The organism is Burkholderia sp. Bmkn7, assembly GCF_041103175.1.
Taxonomy (GTDB): domain Bacteria; phylum Pseudomonadota; class Gammaproteobacteria; order Burkholderiales; family Burkholderiaceae; genus Burkholderia; species Burkholderia cepacia.
The window spans coordinates 967,673-989,976 of sequence record NZ_JBGCUH010000003.1 but is presented as its reverse complement, the minus strand read 5'-3'; the positions used below and the strand labels follow the sequence as shown (position 1 = coordinate 989,976).

Below are 22,304 nucleotides of genomic sequence, written 5' to 3'. Positions count from 1 at the left end.
TTATGTCGCTTTCTCGGATGCGCACGGCTGTTTCGTGCGGTTTCCGTCATCTTGTACCACATGCAAAAGTACCGACCCGAGTTCTTCGGCAGCCAGGTTACGGCGCTCGGGAGCATCCGTGCCGTAATTCCGCCATATGAAGTAGTCGCTGTTTTGCGGTGTAACGCCGAGTTTTTCGAATACATGAGGCAGCGCGGGAACGTGGTCGCCGTAGAAACAAACGACGGTTTCACGATCGCTGGTACGCAAATGATCGAGCAAGCGGCCAATCATTGCGTCGGCATTTTCAATGTGCCGTAAATATGCCGTCAGGTCGCGCCAAGAGGCGTCTTCGCCCAGAGTATGCCTCGAAGACGAATCACCAGGCAAAACCTGCTCGAGGTGCAGCGGGCCGTGGTTTTCCATCGTCATCGCGAATATGAATCGCGGGTGGTCCGCCCCTGCCGCCTCAAGTTCGCCAATGATCGAATCGGAAACTGCGGCGTCCGCAACGTACGGGCCTGCACGGGACGCCAACTCAAAGTGGCGAATATCGAGAAAGCGCGTAAAACCTAGCAACGGCAATACCCGGTTCCGCCCGAAAAAGTCCGCGTAATAGGGATGAATCGCAACTGTATCGTAGCCGCAACGGTCGAACCAGGATGCGAGCGAGGCGATTTTGTTCCTTACAAATGCATAGGGATAAAAGCGCGCATACCCGAGCGAATAGGATTCTGTGCCAGTCAACACCGCAAATTCCGTTCGCATGGTATTCGCTCCCCAGGCAGGCACCGTCATCTCGCCATGCCATACAGCCTCGCGACGGGCGTCGTCGAAGCTACTGTAGAGTTTCTGCTCGATTGCTTCGCCAAGCCGGCGCGCATCAAAGAACGATTCGCTCTGTATCAGGACCACGTCTGGGCGTCGCATCGGCCTGCCGGTTGCGAACGGCCCTGCCGCTACGACCTTGCGGAACCGACGATACGCGGCAGGACGAAAACCATTGAGAAGATAGGCGACGAACACGGCAAAAAAACCGTGTCGTCGCTGGTCTGCACAAGGATCAAGCGTGAGCGGTACGCGTGCTGCCAAGGGCACGGCAAGCATGAACAACAGCACCGCCGCGAACCAGGCCAGTGCGCGGGACGCTGGAAATACGGGCTGCTCGACGGCAAAACCCGCAACCACAAGCACAATACCGGCACCGATCGCGACGACCTTGCCAGCGCTCAAAAACGGCAAGTAAAGACGAGGATGCGAGAACAACTGACTGAAAAGGCTCAGATCGGTAAATACGAACGGCTCGCGTAGCGACTCGTACTTCGCATTGCTGACTGCGGCGACAAGACCGACTAGCGCAAGCGAAGCGCACGCTGAAAACAGCAGTCGTGACGTGGCGGCGAATACCAAGTCGAACACAAAGAGTACAGAAAGAATGTGAAGCACTGACGACAGCAGTGGCCGCCTCAGCGGCGCGCGCGGGACCGCGATCGCATCGACCGCAAACGACAGCGCAACGGTAGCCGCCAGCGTCACGGCAAGACGCGCGCTCAATTGACCCGGTCCTTCGACGGCAGATAGGACAGGCGGTCAAGGATCGCGTCGGCGAGCGCGGCCGGCAAAAGCGGCAGGAGGCGCATGCCGAACGCGAGCAACCCGGGAAATGCGATCTCGCTTCGGCCCGCATCGAGCCGTCGGCGGATGTATGCGGCCGAGCGCTCGGCACTCCAAAGGAACGGCTTGTCGCCTGGGAACGCGTCGCTCATCGCCGTTTTCACAAAACCGGGCAAAATGACCGTGACGCCCACGCCGTCGCGCGCAAGCAGCGGGCGCACGGAATCGCCATAAGCCTTGATCGCGGCCTTGCTCGCGCAATAGGCCGGAGAGATCGCCATGCCGCGAAGCGCAGCGATCGAACTGACCATCGCAATACGGCCGCGCTTACGCGCGCGCATCCTTTCAATCACAGGCAAAACCGTGTGGATCGCTCCGTAGAAATTTGTGTCGACGACATCGGTAATGCGATCACGTGCCTCCCAATCTCGAGCACTCTTGAGCGTGCTTGCGAGTCCTGCATTGGCGATCAGCAACTCTATTGGAAAAGCATTATCGAAAGAGTGCAGCCAAATCTCCAGCGCTCCCGGGTCGCGGACATCGAGCAACCCTGTTACGACCTTGGCGCCACGCGCGATGCATGCATCAGCACAAGCTTGAAGCCGCTGAGCATCCCGTCCGATCAGCCCAAGCACCACTCCTGCGTTGGCATAAGCAAGCGCGAGCGCATAACCAATCCCGGAACTAGCCCCCGTAATCACAATCCTAGTCGGCGCCCTGCTCACTTCGCCGCCCCGAGGCGTCGAACAGCGCCGATAACCGCACGCTCCACACCCGACCGAGTATAGAAATCTCCGTTAATCTGCGTGTGATGAATCACGTAGTCGAGAAACGCTTGATAGAGTTGCTGATCAGGTTGCACTTGCGCTTCCCAGAACGCATCAACGTCCGATTGCCAAGTCAACCCCGGCATGTTGTATATCGCATCGCCAAGGGCAATCAATGGGCGGCGGTGATGCAATGCCGACAATCCTACTGTACTATTGACAACGACAACCCCCCGCGCGTACTCAAGCAGCGTAGGCAAATGACCTGCATTTATAAATCGCACGCGGTGCTCAACACCAAATTCCTGAGCAATAAACGCCACATAACGGCGATAGTTAATAAGCCCAGTGTCGAGGGGATGATTTTTTATAACTAGCAACGTATCGTCAGGCGCGCAGCGAGAAAATGACTCGACAATATATCGAATTGCCTCTCGGACGCCATCAAATGGCGAGTGAACAATAATCTGCGCATCCGAATTGAGCTGCAATGGAAAAAGAAAATACTCACGCGACTCACGGAGCAATTCCTCGGTAACTCGCCTCGCATGCCCCTCATATTGCCTCTGTGACGCAGCACGCAAAGCTAGCCCCGCGTACTCGACAAGGCCATTCTCTGGCCTATGGCTACGATAGTGACGAAAACGCATTGCAAACAGCGAATTGGCGATTCGATAGGCGATATCGTGATATGCACGCTCTGCGAGGTTATAGCCAGTCGGCGCAGCCGGCGGACTTGCCGGTGTTGCGTGACGGTGAGCACGATACCACTCCGGCTCTCGCGGCAATTGCGATCGCCCATTGACACCGTATCGCTCGAGCGTCAGCCAGTGTGGCCGAACATACCCCTCCTCAAAGACGTGCACGCGCAGACCGGCGGCATCAGCTATTGGATGCATGTGTCGATGCACTTCACGACAGTCCCCGAACATGATGACATCGGTGAAATCGCCAGTTCGAATCTTGTCCGCATACCAACTGGGCAACTCATCAAGGTGGCCAGTGTAATTCCACGCCGGCTCGCCGCGACCACCGTAGACAAGATCGCCCCCACAGAAATTTACCCGCCTCACTGCGTGCCCTTTGGCGCGCAGCCCATAAGCGAGTCGGCGAAAGAACGGAGACGCCGTGCCTTGCAGGGCGAGAAATGAGCGACGCATGGGGTAATGTTCGGATGTCGGGCGAATGTGAGATGACGCAACTGCGAGACTACCGCCCCTGCAGAAAACGCCAACCTTGACCTCCCCGGGACAGTACGCCACTCTTACGGCCGCTGGATTATCGCACTCAATCCACAAAAGATTATTAAATATTCAAAAAATTTGCCTTAACGCGACAATCGATAGCGCAACAAGATCCGGCTGGCTATAATCACCCGCCCCTCGCGGAATCTCGACGACCCCGAGGCAGCCATTTCCGCGGATCGCCCCTAAACGGCACGGCGACCCAGATCTTAATTTGCTTGACATGTGGCGGTGATACGTCGGTTTACCGGCCGGGCCAACCCCGCCCCCACCAACCGGCGCAAGACCTTGCCCTGCGTCACCCGCATCTTCGCAAACGACGCAGGCGACCAGCCACAGGATCGCACCCAAAGTATCTAGGACCAAGTTGGAAAACGTATCTGGCAACACGGCAAACTCGCCGCTGAAACCCAAGCGCAGTCTGCTTGAGAAAATTAAAAGCGTGAATCGGCTGTTCGCACTGACTGTGATCGCGCCGACCGCACTTGCGACTGCATATTTTGGCGTGGTTGCGTCGGACGTCTATGTGTCCGAGTCACGCTTTGTTGTTCGCAGCGCAGAGCAGCGCCCACAGATGAGCCTCGTCGGCGCCCTATTACAGGGCGGCGGTTTTGCTCGCTCCCAAGACGATACCTATCCGATCATCGACTATATCCAGTCACGCGATGCTTTGAGGGAGTTGAATCACAGCAACGTTATCCGCAATGCCTACTCGAAGCAAGGCGATTTTATCAGCCGCTTCCACACTGGGTTTGACGATAGCTTCGAATCGCTGTGGAAGTACTATAACAAGCACGTCGTTACCGTCGACTTGGACGCGACCTCTGGGATCACGACGCTCCAGACCCGCGCGTTCACTTCAGAAGAAGCAACCCGATTCAACCACGCGCTGCTGGATCTAAGCGAGCGACTGGTAAACCGAATGAACGAGCGCGCCGCGGCCGACACAGTGCAATTTGCGCAGCGCCAAGTCAACGCTGCAGCCGAAAAGGCAAAAGACGCCGCTGCCGCGCTTGCCGCATTTCGCAATTCACACACCGTCTTCGACCCGGACAGGCAATCAGCACTTCAATTACAGCAGGTGACCAGCCTGCAAACGCAACTGTTCTCAGCGCAAACCCAACTGACCCAGTTGCAAGCCATTTCTCCGCAGAATCCACAGGTTCCGGTTCTCAAGGCTAGCATCGACACACTACAGAAACAGATCAAGGTCGCGACAGGCGGCGTCACCGGCGGACAAGATTCACTGTCACAGAAGGCAACCGGCTACGCGCGCCTGCAACTGGATGCACAGTTTGCCGACAAGCAACTCGCCTCCGCTATGGCCGCCCTAGAAAATGCCCGCAGTGAGGCAGAACGCAAGCAGCTCTATCTAGAACGGCTCGTAGAACCGAACAGCCCCGACATCGCGATTGAGCCGAAGCGCATCCGGGGAATCCTGACGGCATTTGTCGTGGGCCTCGTCACCTGGGGCGCGCTCAGTCTCCTGCTTGCCAGCGTCCGGGAACATCGAGACTAACATGGCCCAGAAGGATGCAACGCCGCTGCTACGCTCTCTGACCATCCAAGGTCGAATCATCTTCGCGCTGATCATGCGCGAGATCATTACTCGTTACGGACGACACAATATCGGCTTCGCATGGTTATTTGCCGAACCGATGATGTTTACACTTGGCGTGATGCTGCTGTGGGGGCTGTTTCATGACGTCAGCTCCGGCCATCATGTCAGCCTCATCGCGTACGCACTTACCAGTTATTCAACTGTGCTTGTGTGGCGCAATACAATCAGTCGATGTGCACTCGCAATCGAACCTAATGCGTCACTGCTCTTTCACCGCAACGTGCGAGTAATCGATTTGTTTCTCGCACGCATTGCACTCGAACTCGCAGGTATCACACTCTCGGTGATGGTGCTACTACTCATCTTCGTCGGCATGGGAATCATTGCACCGCCGGCCGATATGCTGAATATGGTCGCTGGATGGGCACTACTTGCGTGGTATTCAGCCGCAATGGGCCTCATCATCGGCGGGTTAAGCGAGTATAGCGAAATGGTCGAGCGGCTTTGGCATCCGCTCGCATACTTCCAGTTGCCGATTTCCGGCGCATTTGCAATGGCCAGCTGGTTGCCACCCAATATTCGCAACATCGTCATGATTTTCCCCGTACCGCATTGCGTAGAGTTATTTCGCTATGGCTATTTTGGCAACGAGATTAAGCCTTATTACGATGTACCGTATGTCTCCGCGATCTGCCTCGTACTGACTTGGATCGGCCTTGCAGTGGTCCGTGACGCATCGCGTCGAGTGGAGTCTCAATGATCGAACTCTCCGGTATTTGCAAACACTATCGAGTTCGCTCCGGAAAGCGCGTCGTGCTCGACCAAATCAACCTCAAGATTCAAAAGGGCGAGCGAATCGGGATTCTTGGTCGCAATGGTGCTGGCAAATCAACGCTTGTCCGCTTGATCGGCGGCTCTGAACTGCCGACCTCGGGGCGCATCGATCGCAAGATGAGTGTTTCCTGGCCGCTCGCGTTTTCCGGGGGGTTCCAAGGCAGCCTTACCGGACTCGATAACCTGCGGTTCGTCTGCCGGGTATATGGGGCATCGTACAAAGCAGCGCAGCCTTTCGTCGAAGAATTCACCGGACTCGGCCAGTACCTACGAGAGCCAGTCAAGAAGTACTCAAACGGGATGCGCGCCCGCCTCGCGTTCGCCATTTCCATGGCCATTGAATTCGATTGCTTTCTGATCGACGAAGTCATTGCTGTCGGTGACGCCGACTTTCAGCGTAAGTGCCACGTCGAATTGTTCGAGAAGCGCGCTGACCGGGCAATGATCATGGTTTCGCACGATCCGCACATGATCCGCGAACATTGCTCGCGCGCATATGTCCTTGATTCGGGGGAACTTCAGGCTTTTCCCGACGTCGACGCGGCGTATACACATTATGAGACCCTGTAGATGGGCTAGGAAACTGCACAAATCGATGCAAACGGGTAGCGTCGTCTACGAGTAAACTTACCCTCGATACTCCCCATTCCGGCGAAGCCAAAGCAAGGCCGCCGCCTACAAAAGGCCAACAACGATGGATAGCAACGCGCGCGAAAACGAAGGCTTTACAATCGAACAATGCCTCACGGCACTTTACAAATCGATTCACGAGCGTGAGCCGGATACAAAAGGGCTGTCGGATTGGTCAGACGCGCTGCGATCTGGTCGCTATCGCCTCGAACAGGTAGTGTCGGCTTTTTTGAATTCTGATGAATCGCGCCTCAAGCGGACAGAAATCAAAACGCAAGCAAGCAGCGGTACAGAGTCGCTGATTACCCACTATCACACACCAACCGACCTGCAAGTAGGCGATCTTGCTCCCCGCCGGATACTGCTGCTGGGATCCTGCCTAATTGAAGCGTGGCGAGGCGTATTCGCACAAAAGTGCGCTGTCGATTACATCCAAATCAACAATCTCGCTCAGTTGCCGCCCGCTCCACCTCAAGCGATCGAAGAGTATGATTTTCAGATCGTACAGATCCCGCTGCGCCATATCCTTCACGAAAGATCGTACGGCCGCCTCAACTACGATCAACCGCAGGACTTCGAAAAACTTTTCGACGCAGCTTGCACGCGAATGATCCAGATGGTCCGACAAGCTATGCGATGGAATGCGCAGCACGGAATCCTGTCATTTGTCTGCAATTTCCTTATCCCGCAATACAATCCGCTAGGCCGCTTGCTCCCGCGCTATGACCTGCGCAATATTGTCTACTTTGTAGAACAATTGAATCAGCGTCTTGCCGACGAAGTCGCGTCATTCAAGAATGCTTATATTCTGGATATCGACAATATCTCTTCCATGTATGGTCGAAAGTACCATCAAGATGATGCACTTGCGGTTACTGTCCACCATGGGGTCCTCGGAGATTTCGACTTCGGTCTGGATACAAACCGACTGGAGCCAGTTCAGCGACCAAGTAAGCTCTACGGATCAAAAGTCGAACAGTTCATTTCGGCGATCTGGTCAGAAGCATCTGCCCTCTATCGAACGATTCGCCAGGCCGATGCAGTCAAAATCGTGATCATGGATCTCGACGATAGTCTGTGGCGCGGAATCGCTGCAGAGGGCGCTCCCGAAACGCTGGGGCCGAACATGATGGAAGGGTGGCCTGTCGGGCTCGTCGACGCTTTGCTTTTTTTGAAGAAGCGCGGCATCCTTCTCGCAATCGTCAGCAAGAACAGCGAGGACCGCATTCGCGAACTCTGGAGTGATATCACGGCTGATCGCATCACGCTAGAAGATTTCGCCATCCGTCGCATCAACTGGAACCCAAAAGCTGAAAACGTTCGCGAGGTGCTCGCACTGGCTAGCTTACTACCCAAAAATGCGGTGTTCGTTGACGACAATCCTGTGGAACGCGCGGCGGTAAAACAAGCATTCCCCGATATCCGCACGCTTGGTCACAGCCCGTATGAAACTCGGCGGATCTTATTGTGGGCGCCTGAAACTCAGGTCGTCGGCATTAGCGAAGAATCAACTCGTCGCACCGAAATGATTCAGGCTCAAGTCAAACGCGAGACGGACAGCAAGACGCTTTCACGTGACGAATTCCTGAGCACATTAGATTTGACGCTCAAACTTCAATCCATCGACTCTGTCGATGCGTCACGTTTTCCGCGTGCCTTCGAACTGCTCAACAAGACGAATCAGTTCAATACAACGGGTGTGCGATGGACGCATGAAGCCGTCGCTGCCTTTTTCAATCGAGGTGGGCGCTTTCTCACTTTCGAAGTCAAGGATATCTATACGAACTATGGCCTTGTCGGTGTGGTCCTTATCGATAGCTTTCATGTGAAGCAGTGGGCGATGAGTTGTCGAGTCATTGGACTCGACGTGGAAATTGCCGCCATGCATGCCATTGCCAACAGCATCCAGAAAGCCGGGCACGTCGAGATAATCGGGGAAATCGCAGAAACCGAGGCCAACTTCCTATGCAGGGATCTCTTCGAACGATGCGGCTTCGAGCCGTATGACGGGCGGTGGCGCAGGCTTCTCCCCGCTCAAGACTGGGTCGCCCCTCCACACGTCAAGACAATTCTGATCGAATCTTAAGCTCAACGCGGTGCAGGCCGGTTTCCGCAAGCATTGCAGCCATTAGCGAATCGACAAATGGTCCCGAGTCCGGAAACGGAACCGGGACCGTTTTACTTTTGCGACGTTAGATTACCCGCATGTCCCGTCGATCCATGATTTCAAGACGGAACTCGAAGTCATCCGGATCGCACACCCCGAATTCGCGAAAGCCGATCCCGATATTTCGCTTGTCTCCGCCATCGGAATGCATCGCAAGATCGGTCAATTCGTTATGATCGATCGCCAAAACGTTGTACAGCTTGCTCTCTCGATCGACGAGCCACGCGCGCTTTGCGCGAAAACGTACATACTCAACCGCGTCGGCCGGCAAAGTCACAGCCCCCAGGACGTGAACACCCAAGCGGAACGTTGCCGTAAGCGGCCTGGGGCCACTTGAAAGCTTCATATAGACGAAAAATTCGTCCCGCACCAACTTCCGATCTCCCGATAGCTTAAATGCAAGCTTCGCCGTTTTGCTCTTTGCCCAACACCCCCACGACTCCGATGGGTGCCAAGTCAATTCGTGACGCATAGTTTCTGCAACGGCGCGGTTTTCACTCGTCCGCTCATCAGCCGCGAGGCTGTAAAGCACCCCTGGCACCACCTGCGCAACCGGCGACTCGTCCCGCTGCTTAGCCGCAGGTTGGCTGAAATGATTCGTCACGCCGTTGACAAGATCGCGCAGCAGTTCCTCCCAGCGTCGCGGCCGGAACTGCGATGCAATCTCCACTTCGCGCGATTTCCGGTATGCTTCGTCAGATATCAGTTTGTCGAGACCACGCACCAGATCCGACACTGAGTCGTTGTCGAAGTAGTCCGCAAACTTCCCACCCGCCTCGGGCAGCGAAGAGTTGTTTGCACTGAGACAAACCTTGCCGAAACTCAAACTTTCCGTGACAGGTAGACCCCAACCTTCGTAGTAGCTCGCGTACACAGTGAACAAGCACCCGCGATAGAGCGATGCCAATTCGTCGTCCGAGATCCCTGATAACGTCAGAATCTTGCCGGCCAGCCTACTGTCGGACTCAACCACCGCATTGGCCTGATCGAACAACCATCCGCGCTTACCCACGCACACGAGCATCGGTGTGTTTTCGATTCCGCGCTTTGCAATCATCCGCTTCCATGCTTGAAACACACCAGCATGATTCTTGCGAGATTCGAGCGTGCCCACAAACAGAACGTATTGACCGGCAACCAGGCCGCAATCGGTCACGAAGCTGTCATCTTCCGCACACACCGAATTTCGCGCAAACTCCGCGTCCAGTCTCACGACTTGTGGTTCGTAGCCGAGCGCTTTACGTGTTTCCGCATAATTGACGACGTCGGTCTTCGTATTAACGGAGTTCACCGCGATGAAATCAGCCTGAAGCATGACGAGTTCAATCCACGCCTTGAATTCTTCAACCAGCCCCTTCGAACAATGCTCAGGCGTGATCAGCGGAATCAAGTCATGCACGAAAGGTACATACCGCAAACCGTACTTCTGCTTGGCTTGGCGAATGTACGCGCCATAGTCCTTGATCCACCAGGACGTACCGATATTGATGAGCGTTGCCCCGCGTGGAAAGCGTACTGATGCCCGTCGCGACAGCCCGTCGAACACCTGATTGAGTGCGCCGACCCAGACCGAATCGTTAGTTTCACCCGGCAGAGAAGATAGGTCACACAATCGCCGAAATGCAATCGGATCAATCTCTACCCAGAAATCAGTCCCTTCAACGAATGCACATGCTCGGATGGGCACGTCGAATGAAGCCTCTTGCGCCGCCTTGAAGAGTTCGATTTGGACGCGCTGGATACCGGTCGGGAAGCGGTTGTGACGAAAGTACTGTACAAGGTCGCTGTAGTCAAAGTAGATCGGAGCCTGCCCATTCGCAGTGGCACCAGACTGATCATGTTCGACCTCACTCCCATGACTGTCGATGTAAGAGAAGACGATAGGATCCTTCGAGCCCAGAGTCACCGCAGAACGATAGTGCTTGACAGCGTTGCGTACATCGCCTCGCACCGAAAACAAATGTCCGAGCTGCGTGTGTGTATCATCGTTGCTGGAATTCAGTTCAAGCGCCCGCTTATAGCTCAGCTCGGCTTTTCCGAACATGCCCAGTTCCTTCTGTGCATGCCCGAGCTGCACCCAGATACCCTCCGCCTTCGGATTGACATCCAGGGCGTCTTGGTAAGCAATGACCGCTCGCTCCCATGCACGAGCATCGCGAGCTGCATCACCTGACTTCACGTGCTCGATGAACTGTTGCTTCTTGGCATTTGGAAAAATCGACAACCCCTGTAGCATGATCGCTCCCTCAGAAACATTAGATTTTTGATTAGAAAACTCGTTGATACAGCTCGCGCAATCGAGTCTGGTAAATAGACATGTTGAACTGCGTTGCCCGTTCGATACCCGCAGCAGCAAGGCGCGCACGCAAAGCGTCGTCGCAATCAAGCTGCGTTAGACCACGGGCAATTGCCGCGACGTCGTACGGATCGACGCTCAATGTCGCGTCCCCGGCGACCTCCGGAAGCGAACCTTCGGTGGAACTAAGCGTTGGCGTGCCGAGTTGCATCGCCTCAAGAACCGGTAACCCAAAACCCTCATATAAAGAGGGGAACACAACGGCCTTTGCAGACCGCACTAGACTTACAAGAAATTGTCTCGGCGCATAATCAAATACGCGAATTCGACGCCCCAGTTCTGGCCGCATTTTCAACAGACTGTCGATAAGCTTCATCTCTTCCGCGGACTTCCACGCGAGGGAACCGACGATGACAAGGCTCGCTCGGAGCGGAACCGATAAGAATGCTTCAACGAGTCTGCCAACGTTCTTCTTGGGTTCAATCGCTCCAAAAAACAAAAAATAGTTACCGGGCTCTAAACCATATAATCCGGCAACTTCGTGTTCGACTTCGCTGCGACTCCGGCCTGCGTTACCCCACGACGGCTCGACCGCCTGGTAAGTATTGATGACCCTCTCGTCAGGTACATCAAAAAGTTCCACGATATCTCGCTTCGATTGTTCCGAAACAGTACAAATTAGGTTCCCAGATCGAATGCACTCCCGGATTAGCCTGAAATAATACCGCTTGTTGTCAAGTGTTGTGTAGGGCAGCTTGAGCGGAACGAGATCATGAATTGTATAAATATTGGGCACACCCGCAAGCCTTATCGGCAACGGATAAGTCCAGTGCATAGCATCCGGTGCGTGTGCCATCTTGACTTCGAGAAAACGCCCATATCGCTGAAAGTGCCGTCGCGCAACACTAAACATGTCCTCGACGTTAAAGATTGCCGACCGCCGAGGTAATCTCGAGTCGAAGCGCCGCACCTCAACACTGCCAGTCACAGGAATCTCGACAGCGGTGCGCCCCAACGGAGTGGTCAAAGCCTCCTTTACCCACCCTACAATCTCGGATAGCACATTCTGCTTTGATCGAATCCCACCCAAATAATCGAAGAAGGAAACCTCGCGCAGTAGTGCCGGTGCCCGATGCGACACCGGCGCGCCGTATAAGGTTTGAACGCTCCACCCCATTGTCGTCACTGCGTCGGCGAGATTCTTTGCGTAAGTCGCGACCCCTGTGCCACGCTGCAACGCTAAATTGTGACCATCGATCGCAATTGTACGACTCATATCTTTTCGTGCCTCTCTGACTTCGATGCTCTCATTGGGTCACAGCGGCACATGTCGTCCGCATTCCCGCACCGACCACAACTCATCTGTTCGTCAGAGCAAACTGGTCGAGCAGAAAATCGAAACGATCTCTATCGCGCCGCGCGTAACTTCGTTAACGGAATGTCTGTACGCCGGTCACGACCGGATAGGCAACAGAGAACACGAGATTCAGTACTTTCTGAATTTCTGTCACAGGTGCATTCGATACATACAGAACATCCTTGTTGTCCATCACAAAACTTTGCGCAACGAAGAATGCGTTCGGGTCCTTCAGATCGATTCGATAAATGACGGGCACCCTTCCGTCAGCCGTAGTTCGTACGGGCGACGTGGGCCATCGCAGCGCGTCGGCACTCTCAAGACGGAAGATAAATACACCACGAGCATCCGAGCGCGTATCTTCAAGTCCACCGGATCGCGCCAGCGCCTGCGCAAGCGTAATACCCTGCGCCTCGAAATTCACTTCCTGATTTTTCCCCGTTGCACCAAGTGCCATGAAACTGAAGGGCTGGAACAGCGCAGTAACGACATCTCCAGCCTGAAGCGGCACGTTCTGCCGCGGATCACGAATAACGACGTCAAGCGGCAACGACGAGACCGTTGAGCCTCGCGTAACCTGCAGCGTGATCTTGTCGATCGGCTGGCGAACCCCTCCCGCAGACGCAAGTGCATCGAGCAAACGCTCACCGCGAGGTGTGAGCTGCATCCGATTGCTGTTGGCGACATCGCCAACCACTGTGACGTAGGAGGTGACATTACGCGACAGCTTCACAAGGACCTGCGGGTCATGAGCAATCGGCCGCAATCTTGACGCGATCTGTTGCTGCAATTCAACCGGAGTCCGCCCCGAAGCCTTAACTGCACCGATAAATGGCACATTGATATTGCCATCACTGTCGATCATCTGATCTGGCAGTACCGTCACTCGAGCATTGCTCGGACCGCTTCGCGCATCAACCTGTGCCGCACCGAACAGCGTCGCGGGCGGCGCCTCCCAAATCGACACTTCGATGGTGTCGCCTATGCCCAACTGCTGCGTGAACTTTGCACGATCGCCAAAAACCGTCGAAAAATCCGCGTGGTTGCGCTCAGCATGCAGCTTTCGTGCGACATCGTCCGTCAAGTCGACGATCTGAATGCCAAGCGGGTTGCTCTGTGGATCCGTCACGCGACCAATTTGCGCCGCACTTGGGCCGGAGGAAGGAATACCAGCGCACCCCGTCAATACCGCCGCCCCACCGACCAGCAAGGCAACCAGCGCGCTACGAGACAAATGCAACATTTTCGAGACACATGATTAAGATTGGCGCGAATTGTCTCACGCCGTAAATTACAATAGACGACCGCTGACAAAAAAAACGACGCACCCCTCCCGTTTTGCCTTAAACACAACGATTCTGCAACAGTGTTAAACATCTTTCTGGACATCTCCCGACTTCTGTCACGCCTTTACGACGGCTTATTACCGACGGGAGTGGATCGTGTCGGCCTCGCCTATATCAAGCGGTATGGGTCAAACGCGCGCGCAGTCCTCAGCGAGCGCGGCTTCGTCACGATCCTGTCAGATAGGAATTCACAACGGGCGTTTGATATTCTGTCATCGGCCAGTCGCGATCGGCATGTAATCCGTCGGATCGTGGCGCGCGCGTGCGTTGACCAGATAATAGCGCCTAACGCGACTGTCAGCCGTTCCGTGCTTCTGCACACGAGCCACAACGGTATGGAGCATCCACGGTATTACACCGCGATGAAGCACCGACAAATTCGTCCGGTGTTCATGATTCACGACCTGATCCCGCTCACACACGCAGAATATTGCCGCCCAGGCGTCGACATAGCGCACCGTCTTCGCATACGTACCGCGCTTCGGCACGCAGCTGGGCTCATCACCAACTCAGAGGCAACCCTCATGTCTCTGCATACGGAGGCGTGCGAAGCCGGTTTGGCTGTACCTCCATCGATCGTCGCCCGATTGGCTCCCGGCGTCGAATCTCTCACGGATGTGCCCCCGCCTCTCCGTGAGCCATATTTCGTGATGCTGGGAACGATTGAGCCTCGCAAAAATCATTGGTTCATGCTTCACATCTGGCGACGTCTTGTCGAACAAATGGGGGACGATGCCCCCAAACTCGTCATCATCGGCCGCCGCGGATGGGAGTGCGAAAACGTCATCGACATGCTCGAACGGTGTGTGCCGCTACGCAAATCGGTCATTGAAGAGTCAGACTGCAGCGACGCACGGCTTCACGCTTGGCTCCGACACGCGCGCGCACTTCTCTTCCCGTCGTTCGTCGAAGGCTACGGTATGCCTCTAGTCGAAGCACTGACGCTCGGGGTACCAGTGCTAGCCAGTGATTTGTCCGTCTTTCACGAAATCTCGTCGGATTTTCCGGACTATATTGACCCCCTCGACGGCCCGGGATGGCTAACGCGGATCCGTGCTTACTCCCAATTCGAGAGTGTCGAGCGAGCGGCACAGGTCGCACGAATCTCCAGCTTTCACGCCCCGACCTGGGCCGAGCATTTTCGAAACGTCGATAGCTTCCTTGAGGCGCTTCGGTAATGCGGCCCTCACAAACCCAAATGCCGACGGGAGCCACCATACCCGCGCTCGATGCCACGACAATTGCATACTGGCGTCGATTGGCCAATTGGCTAGGCAGACGCACCCCATTTGCCTGGATTGGCGAGCGCACAATCGGGAAATTTACGAGCTCCGCTACGCCGGTTGGCCTCCCAGCATTGCACATGTGCCCTGGGCCCATTTGCGCCGGCCGATCACGGCACGCCCCACCCTTGTCTTGGTTCGGCATTCCCACAGAGCTGGCCCGACACGGTGAACTTACCGCAGCGATCCAGAAAGTACTCGACAAAGATCGGGACGCTCCGAATGATGCCCGTATACCCGCCTTGATCCAGCGAATTCTGGCAACGAATGCGTTGCATCTTCGACGGCGTATCGCCGACCTTCCCACAACGTGGTATGAGGTCGACGAAGCGCCACGCGTAGTCCTTATCGATGAACGCGACACTTCGTATACTGACATCTGTACACCTCGCCGCAATCGCCGCCCCGCATTCACTGCGATGGTTAAAGCTGCCGGCTCGGCTTATCCCGAAGCGCCCCTTTGGATCTTGCGCTCGTCCGACGCCGGATCAGGCCGCTGGCTATCCGCTAGGACGGCCCTACCCCCTACCGCCCGATTCCTGAATACCGCGCATTCTCTCGCCGAAATACTCGAGCAAGCGGATGCGATCTATACAGTGGGTGCGTCCGAAGGCATGGCAGGCCTACTCGCGGAGATTCCTGTCTACACTTTCGGCTCGCCATACTATGCAGGTTGGGGTCTAACAAGCGATTACGTGGAGATGCCCGAACGCACAGCACAACCGACCCTCACCAAGTTCTTCAATGCAACGTTCCTGCAACTAGCAGCCTACCTTGATCCATGCTCGAACGAAATTGGCACACTGGACTCGGTGCTCGATAGTATCGAATTGCAGCATTCCGTCGCGATACGGTACAGTGACCTCAATCAAGTAGCATGCGTCGGCTTTCAATGGTGGAAGCGCAAATATGCAGCCCCATATCTGACTGCGGGCGGAGGCACACTGCGTTGGACGTCCCGTGCATCAAATGTCCATCAGGGCGAATACGCTGCCATCTGGGGAGGTCGCTCCACACACGGACTGGACAGAGACATTCGCCATGTCCGGATCGAGGACGGGTTCTTGCATTCGGCCGGCCTCGGATCGGATATGTCTCCTCCTTGTAGTCAAGTCATCGACCGACGCGGGATTTATTTCGATGCATGCCGTCCAAGTGATCTGACGATCATTCTTAACACAACCACCTTCGACAACGCCGAGTTGAAGCGAGCGGCTGCACTGCGGAAGGAGATCGTGCGCCTAGGGCTCACGAAATACAACCTCGGGCGCCGCGCTCCGATGTGGTCCGCGCCAAAGGGGCGTCGTATTGCACTCGTCGCCGGGCAGGTAGCAGACGACGCATCGATTCGGCTCGGTACCGGCACACTCTCCACCTCAGAGGATCTGCTGCGCGAAGTTCGCGCGCAGCATCCAGACGCATACATCGTCTACAAGCCCCATCCGGATGTACTGTCTGGCAATCGTACCGGGCTCATCGATGCAGCTCACCTCGCCGATGTCATCGATACCAGTGCAGACCTGATCTCCCTGATCGAGGTTACCGACGAATTGCACACCCTGTCGTCTCTCGCCGGCTTTGACGCTCTCATACGGGAAAAACCGGTATTCACTTACGGGTTGCCGTTTTATTCGGGCTGGGGATTGACTCACGATGCACTCCCGCAGCCTTGGCGAGAACGAAGCTTGTCCCTGGATATGCTGACAGCGGGTGTACTCCTCCGCTATCCGCTTTACTGGGACTGGCAGTTGAGCCTCTTCACAACACCAGAGGCAATTGTTCGACAACTTGCCGAAGCCGCGGCACGCCCGCTCGACAAGATCCACGGGAACTTCGCACGCCCGTTCATCAAGGGCTGGCGCTGGAGTCGAAATGCAATCAGTCACGCCGCCGACCATGGCAAGCGACTTATCACGAAGGACGACACAGAGAGCGTCAGCTGACCTTTAGCAACAATTAAATTTTTCGAAATTGCAAAATCTACTCGAACAAACCGATTAATCGGACGCCAATAGATAGTAATTCTGGAGAAAATGCATGATTCATCCCGTCATTCTGTGTGGTGGAAGCGGCACCCGGCTGTGGCCAATGTCACGCGGCGGTTACCCAAAACAATATCTGAAGCTGACCGGCAATAACACGCTGGTTCAGCAAACGGCGCTTCGTCTGAGCAACATTGGCGACGTACAGAGACCGATCGTCGTCACCAACAACGAGCAGCGATTTCTCGTTGCCGAACAGTTCCGTCAAGTCGGCGTGCCTCCCTCGTCGATCGTTCTCGAACCCGTCGGCCGCAATACTGCGCCTGCGATCGCGATCGCTGCGCTGATTGCGCTTCAGGACTCTCCCGACGCGCTTCTCCTAGTTCTTCCGTCAGATCACGTGATCGCCAATGGCGATGCGTTTGCAGCGGCAGTGCAAGGCGCAGCAGCTATCGCCCACGATCAGTACCTCGTGACGTTCGGCATAACACCCACGGAAGCGCACACAGGATATGGTTATATCCGCCGAGGCCCTGCAATTGCGCCGGGCGAATCTGCCTACGAGGTCGATGCATTCGTGGAAAAGCCCGACGCCGCAACGGCCGCACGCTTTGTCTCCGACGGCACCCATTACTGGAACAGCGGTATGTTCATGCTAAGAGCATCCACATACATGGAGGAACTAAAACGCTATGCACCAGACATCGCACGCCATGCCGAACTCACCTTTGAATCGTCGAGTCGAGACTGTGATTTCTTGCGCCTCGACGCTGACTCCTTCGGCGCCTGCCCGAATGTGTCAATCGATTACGCGGTAATGGAGAAGACCACCCGCGCAGCAGTTATCGCGACGACAGAGCTCGGCTGGAACGACATCGGATCCTGGAGCGCACTTGCTGACATCGCATCGGTCGATGATTGTGACAACACGCTTATCGGTGATGTCTATGCGGATGCAACATCTAATTCATACGTTCGCGCCGAACATCGAATGGTCGCGACGATTGGTCTGGACAATATCGTCGTCGTCGAAACAGCCGATGCTGTCCTTGTAGCCAGTCGTGACAAGACGCAAGACGTCAAGAAAATCGTGGAGTGGCTTAATGCATCGGGACGGCACGAATCAGTCACGCATCGCCGTGTAATTCGCCCATGGGGCTCATATGAAGGCCTCGATCAGGGCGACCGGTTCCAAGTCAAACGAATTATCGTAAATCCGAACGCGCAGTTGAGTCTGCAGATGCATCACCATCGAGCCGAGCATTGGATCGTAGTCAAGGGTACAGCGCTCGTCACGAATGGAGATGCGGAAATCATGCTGACGGAGAACCAATCGACCTACATTCCGCTAGGCGCTACGCACCGCCTTAAGAATCCGGGCAAGATCCCGCTCGAACTGATCGAAGTGCAATCCGGCGGCTATCTCGGTGAGGACGATATCGTCCGCTTCGAGGACACTTACGGTCGAGCATCGAAGTAATCTGGAGGCGGCGCCAGTCGCCTTCCGACGCATCCCTTGCCGGTTCCCAATCGTTGGGCCGGCAGATTTGCGTGCTTCCGGACTTGGTCGACGGGCGCTCGAAACCCCAGCTTGCCGCACATCGTCAAGCAGTTTCCCTCAGCATAAACCCTACAATTCAAACACCTTCAACACCACAAGAATATTACAGAATATTTCAATCTGCTTTATTCCATCTCATTTCAATAGTATTGTTTCGGGATAGGAACGAGACAGAGAGAATTAGAAGTGGAAAGCAACACGAACGCAAGACTGTCCAGAGACTCCGTCATATGGCTCTATAGGGTATTGCTCGGTCGGGATCCGGAAAGCGAAGAGATTATTACGAATGCCTTACAGGCACCAAGCTTCGACGAACTGCGCCGGAGCATCGTTCGCAGCTCCGAGTTTCAGTCGCACTTTTCCGCTGGCCACGAGCAACCCGCTCCTTATGGCTTTCAAAACACCGGTTCCCTTCGCGCTGACGTGGTTTGGCACAGTCGGCTTGCCGGTCCCGAGGTCGACCTTGCGTACAACGCGATCCTAAGGCGCGATCTGTCAGACGACAAAATTAGGGCCGCCCACGTGTCTCGTCATCTGAATCTGTTCGAACTGGTTCACGAACTGCTCAGTTCCGATGAGTTCACCGATCGGATGCAGCGTACTTTTCTTCTCGACTCGCTAACGGCACAGTCACAAACCAAGCGCCAACTCGCCACCGCATCTTTGCCCCGCGTTCTTGCGTTCGGCGCCTATCTGAATGGCAACGCTGGGGACTTCTGTCAAGTACACGCAGTCGACGCATTATTACGCCATATTTTCGCGGAAACGCAACCCATCAATCTGTTCGGCTGTTCTTGGGAACATAAGATCGATGTACCGACGAACATCCCGCTACTTCCTCGAACCAGGATTCTCGATCTCGATTTACTTCAAAAAATGGACCTGATCGTGATCGGCGGTGGCGGACTGCTCTCGACTCCGCATTTTCCGCTCTATGAAACCGGTTGGGTTGAAGCATTGATTGCAAGCGGCACGCCCTATGCAATCGTTGGCGTGGGCGCCTCGTCAACCGAGCTTGACGATCCGGCTCGCGCGCCTGGCTATCGACTACTTATCAGCAATGCCTTTCATGTATCCGGCCGCGATACCACCAGCATCGAAGCACTTCGAGATATTCGACAAGATGCCTGTTGGATGCCAGACCCATTTCTTTCAAACCGCAGTGTCTCGGTACAACCGGCCGGCGAGCGCCCCACCGCGCCGACACGAGAGGTCATCTTGGTACCGAAATTCCCGATCAACGATACGGAAAATCTGAGCCTATTCTATCTCAAGGCATTGGAATCGAAACTACATGCACAGGGCGTCGCAACGAAAGCCGTGTTAATGGAGCCCGCTCTCGATCAAGACATGACAGTCACTTTCGAGAATATCGTCTACGCAACAAACGAACGCGAGTTCATTGATTCGATTCGAGCAAGCGAACACGTATATACGATGCGTTATCACGGCGCAATTTTCTCTCTTTCATCAGGCATCCCGTGTTCAGCATTTCCAGTCCCTAAAATCAAGGAATTGTTTGATGAAATCGGGTTAGCAAGTCGCATCATTGATCCCAATAGCGACATCGCGACGCAGACAGATTATTCGTCAAGCGAGTGGGCTTGCTTCGCCAATTTTATGACTCGTGCTCGGCACTCCGTCGAAGGCATGAAATCCATCCTCACAGCTCCTCATGAATTATCTGGGCGGCTTAACCTCTAATGTAACAGCAACATAAAACCCCAGTCCCGATTGGCGAATCGGCTACGGCAACCAACTGATGTCAGCAGTGTGCCTTGCAAGGCACACTGCCCATTCTGCGTCCCCTCGGCCAAAGATTCTTCCGCAGGTTCGTTGTCGCGCAATTGCGCTATCCAGTTAAGCTGACACTGTCGGCGTCCGCATGCGTCGGCCGGTACATCCGCCACTCTAAGGAGAATCTCCCCATCCACGCGAGCACCTGGATTCGGAGAAAAATCGATGCGTTGTCTCGTTGACACAGGTCGGATATAAAGAGGCCGTCACTCGAATTGTCGCGACTACCCTTTTATTTCCTATGGAGAACCGTACATTGAACATCGCTACTGTTCAGGAATTCGTCATGACCCGCGGCCTCGACTTCGGCCTCAACCTCCTCGCCGCGATCGTCTTGTGGTTCGTCGGCCGCTGGGCGATCCGCATCGGCACCCGCCTGCTCGGCAAGGTCGTGCGCCGCAGCGGCAAGGTCGACCCGACACTCACCGACTACCTGACCTCCGTCGTCGGCGTGCTGCTGACGATCCTGCTGATCCTCGCGATCCTGCAGATCTTCGGCGTGCAGACCACCTCGTTCGCCGCGCTGCTCGCCGGCCTCGGCCTCGCGATCGGTACCGCCTGGGGCGGCCTGCTCGCACATTTCGCCGCCGGCGTGTTCATGCAGGTGCTGCGTCCGTTCAAGATCGGCGACGTGATCAACGCGGGCGGCGTCACGGGCACGGTCAAGGAGCTCGGCCTGTTCGGCACGACGATCGTCACGCCGGACAACATCGTGACGATCGTCGGCAACAACAAGATCTTCTCGGACAACATCGCCAACTACAGCGCAACGTCGTATCGTCGCGTCGACCTGACCGCGAAGATCGCGAACGGCGTCGATGCCGTCGACGCGATCAACCGCCTGAAAGCGTCGATCCAGCAGATCCCGAACGTGCTGACCACCCCGGCGCCGGACGTCGGCGTGCTGCAGTTCACGCCGGAAGGCCCGCTGCTGTTCGTGCGCCCGTCCACGCAACCGGAAAACTACTGGCAGGTGTACTGCGACACCAACCGCGTGATCCTCGAGACGTTCCGCGACGCGCAATACCCGACGCCCGAAACACCGCTCTTGCATCGCAGCGCATGACGGCGGCACCGGACGAAAAAAAAAAGCGTGGCACCCGCCACGCTTTTTTATCGACTGAAGCAAAGCCCCCGCTCAACGCCCGCCCGTCTTCTGCACATTATCCGACTGCTTCCCGCGCACCAGCTTCCACACCGCGCCGAGCGCGACCGGCACGATCGCCGCACCGATCCCGACCAGCACGATCACGTTCAGGTACTGGCGGATGAACGGGATGTTGCCGAAGAAATACCCGAGCAGCACGAGCAGCAGCACCCACACCAGCGCACCGATCACGTTGAAGAGCTGGAAGCGCGCGACGCTCATCGACGAAGCGCCCGCGACGAACGGCGCGAACGTACGCACGACCGGGATGAAGCGCGCGAGCACGATCGTCTTGCCGCCGTGCTTGTCGTAGAACGAGTGAGTCTTCTGCAGCGCGGCGCGGTCAAGGAAGCGCTCGAGCACCGGGATATGCGTATTGAACACCTTCGGGCCGACCCAGCGGCCGATCAGGTAGTTCACGGTGTTGCCGGCGATCGCCGCGACGAGCAGCAGCACGATCAGCGCGCCGACGTTCATTTCGCCCGTCGCCGCGAACGCGCCGCCGATGAACAGCAGCGAATCGCCCGGCAGGAACGGGAACACGACGAGCCCCGTCTCGCAGAACACGATCAGGAACAGCACGAGATAGACCCACGCGCCGTACTGCCGGATGAAATCGCCGAGGAAGGCGTCGATATGCAGGACAAGGTTGACGAAATGAAGCAGCGTATCCAAATGCGATTCCTCGAAGGCGATAGGGCCGGAACGGCCGAAACAGGCCAGGCTTGGCGGAAGCGCC

General features: G+C 55.9%; 16 protein-coding genes. 9 read left to right on the top strand and 7 right to left on the bottom strand.

Annotated elements, in window-relative coordinates; all coding sequences use genetic code 11:
- The 3 genes from AB3K92_RS26025 to AB3K92_RS26015 are packed head-to-tail and all read right to left on the bottom strand — an operon-like array spanning position 1 to position 3,520.
- Positions 1-1,533: an LTA synthase family protein gene (locus AB3K92_RS26025; RefSeq protein WP_369466095.1), complete on the bottom strand. Its 1,533-nt coding sequence runs from the start codon at positions 1,531-1,533 to the stop codon at positions 1-3.
- Complete coding sequence (locus tag AB3K92_RS26020; protein WP_369466856.1) at positions 1,530-2,297, bottom strand: SDR family NAD(P)-dependent oxidoreductase; 768 nt, start codon at positions 2,295-2,297, stop codon at positions 1,530-1,532. The genes AB3K92_RS26025 and AB3K92_RS26020 overlap by 4 nt, the downstream gene beginning before the upstream one ends.
- A gap of 17 nt (positions 2,298-2,314) precedes the next feature.
- Positions 2,315-3,520, bottom strand: coding sequence for a capsule biosynthesis protein (locus tag AB3K92_RS26015; protein ID WP_226112964.1), 1,206 nt, complete (start codon positions 3,518-3,520; stop codon positions 2,315-2,317).
- A gap of 451 nt (positions 3,521-3,971) precedes the next feature.
- On the opposite strand from AB3K92_RS26015, the gene AB3K92_RS26010 reads away from it, so the two are divergent.
- The 4 genes from AB3K92_RS26010 to AB3K92_RS25995 all read left to right on the top strand — a co-directional run bounded on the left by AB3K92_RS26010 (position 3,972) and on the right by AB3K92_RS25995 (position 8,715).
- Positions 3,972-5,123 (top strand): hypothetical protein, encoded by a 1,152-nt coding sequence (locus AB3K92_RS26010; protein ID WP_226112963.1) that lies wholly within the window; start codon positions 3,972-3,974, stop codon positions 5,121-5,123.
- Between the two features lies 1 nt (position 5,124).
- Positions 5,125-5,925: an ABC transporter permease gene (locus AB3K92_RS26005; RefSeq protein WP_059698859.1), complete on the top strand. Its 801-nt coding sequence runs from the start codon at positions 5,125-5,127 to the stop codon at positions 5,923-5,925.
- Positions 5,922-6,569, top strand: coding sequence for an ABC transporter ATP-binding protein (locus tag AB3K92_RS26000; protein ID WP_226112962.1), 648 nt, complete (start codon positions 5,922-5,924; stop codon positions 6,567-6,569). Before AB3K92_RS26005 ends, AB3K92_RS26000 begins: the two co-directional genes overlap by 4 nt.
- Positions 6,570-6,693: 124 nt before the next feature.
- Positions 6,694-8,715, top strand: coding sequence for an HAD-IIIC family phosphatase (locus tag AB3K92_RS25995; RefSeq protein ID WP_369466094.1), 2,022 nt, complete (start codon positions 6,694-6,696; stop codon positions 8,713-8,715).
- A 106-nt stretch (positions 8,716-8,821) separates the two neighbouring features.
- Here AB3K92_RS25995 and AB3K92_RS25990 read toward each other — a convergent pair whose 3' ends face one another.
- The 3 genes from AB3K92_RS25990 to AB3K92_RS25980 form a co-directional block, all read right to left on the bottom strand.
- Positions 8,822-11,161, bottom strand: coding sequence for a glycosyltransferase (locus AB3K92_RS25990; RefSeq protein WP_369466093.1), 2,340 nt, complete (start codon positions 11,159-11,161; stop codon positions 8,822-8,824).
- Positions 11,064-12,368: a glycosyltransferase family 4 protein gene (locus tag AB3K92_RS25985; RefSeq protein ID WP_369466092.1), complete on the bottom strand. Its 1,305-nt coding sequence runs from the start codon at positions 12,366-12,368 to the stop codon at positions 11,064-11,066. Before AB3K92_RS25985 ends, AB3K92_RS25990 begins: the two co-directional genes overlap by 98 nt.
- Before the next feature lie 154 nt (positions 12,369-12,522).
- Entirely contained in the window at positions 12,523-13,692 is a 1,170-nt protein-coding gene (locus tag AB3K92_RS25980) for a polysaccharide biosynthesis/export family protein (protein ID WP_369466091.1), read from the bottom strand.
- Between the two features lie 123 nt (positions 13,693-13,815).
- Between AB3K92_RS25980 and AB3K92_RS25975 the strand changes: the two genes are divergently transcribed.
- The 5 genes from AB3K92_RS25975 (at position 13,816) to AB3K92_RS25955 (ending at position 21,484) form a co-directional block, all read left to right on the top strand.
- A complete protein-coding gene (locus tag AB3K92_RS25975; protein ID WP_369466090.1) occupies positions 13,816-14,973 on the top strand; it encodes a glycosyltransferase family 4 protein in 1,158 nt (385 codons plus the stop codon).
- A gap of 233 nt (positions 14,974-15,206) precedes the next feature.
- Entirely contained in the window at positions 15,207-17,021 is a 1,815-nt protein-coding gene (locus tag AB3K92_RS25970; protein ID WP_369466089.1) for a capsular polysaccharide biosynthesis protein, read from the top strand.
- Positions 17,022-17,115: 94 nt separating this feature from the next.
- Entirely contained in the window at positions 17,116-18,540 is a 1,425-nt protein-coding gene (locus AB3K92_RS25965) for a mannose-1-phosphate guanylyltransferase/mannose-6-phosphate isomerase (RefSeq protein WP_369466088.1), read from the top strand.
- 267 nt (positions 18,541-18,807) lie between these two features.
- Positions 18,808-20,325 (top strand): polysaccharide pyruvyl transferase family protein, encoded by a 1,518-nt coding sequence (locus tag AB3K92_RS25960; protein ID WP_369466087.1) that lies wholly within the window; start codon positions 18,808-18,810, stop codon positions 20,323-20,325.
- Between the two features lie 334 nt (positions 20,326-20,659).
- Positions 20,660-21,484: a mechanosensitive ion channel family protein gene (locus AB3K92_RS25955; protein ID WP_369466086.1), complete on the top strand. Its 825-nt coding sequence runs from the start codon at positions 20,660-20,662 to the stop codon at positions 21,482-21,484.
- Between the two features lie 72 nt (positions 21,485-21,556).
- Here the strand turns inward: AB3K92_RS25955 and AB3K92_RS25950 are convergent, their stop codons facing one another.
- Complete coding sequence (locus tag AB3K92_RS25950) at positions 21,557-22,240, bottom strand: DedA family protein (protein WP_048022349.1); 684 nt, start codon at positions 22,238-22,240, stop codon at positions 21,557-21,559.
- Positions 22,241-22,304 lie beyond the last annotated feature (64 nt).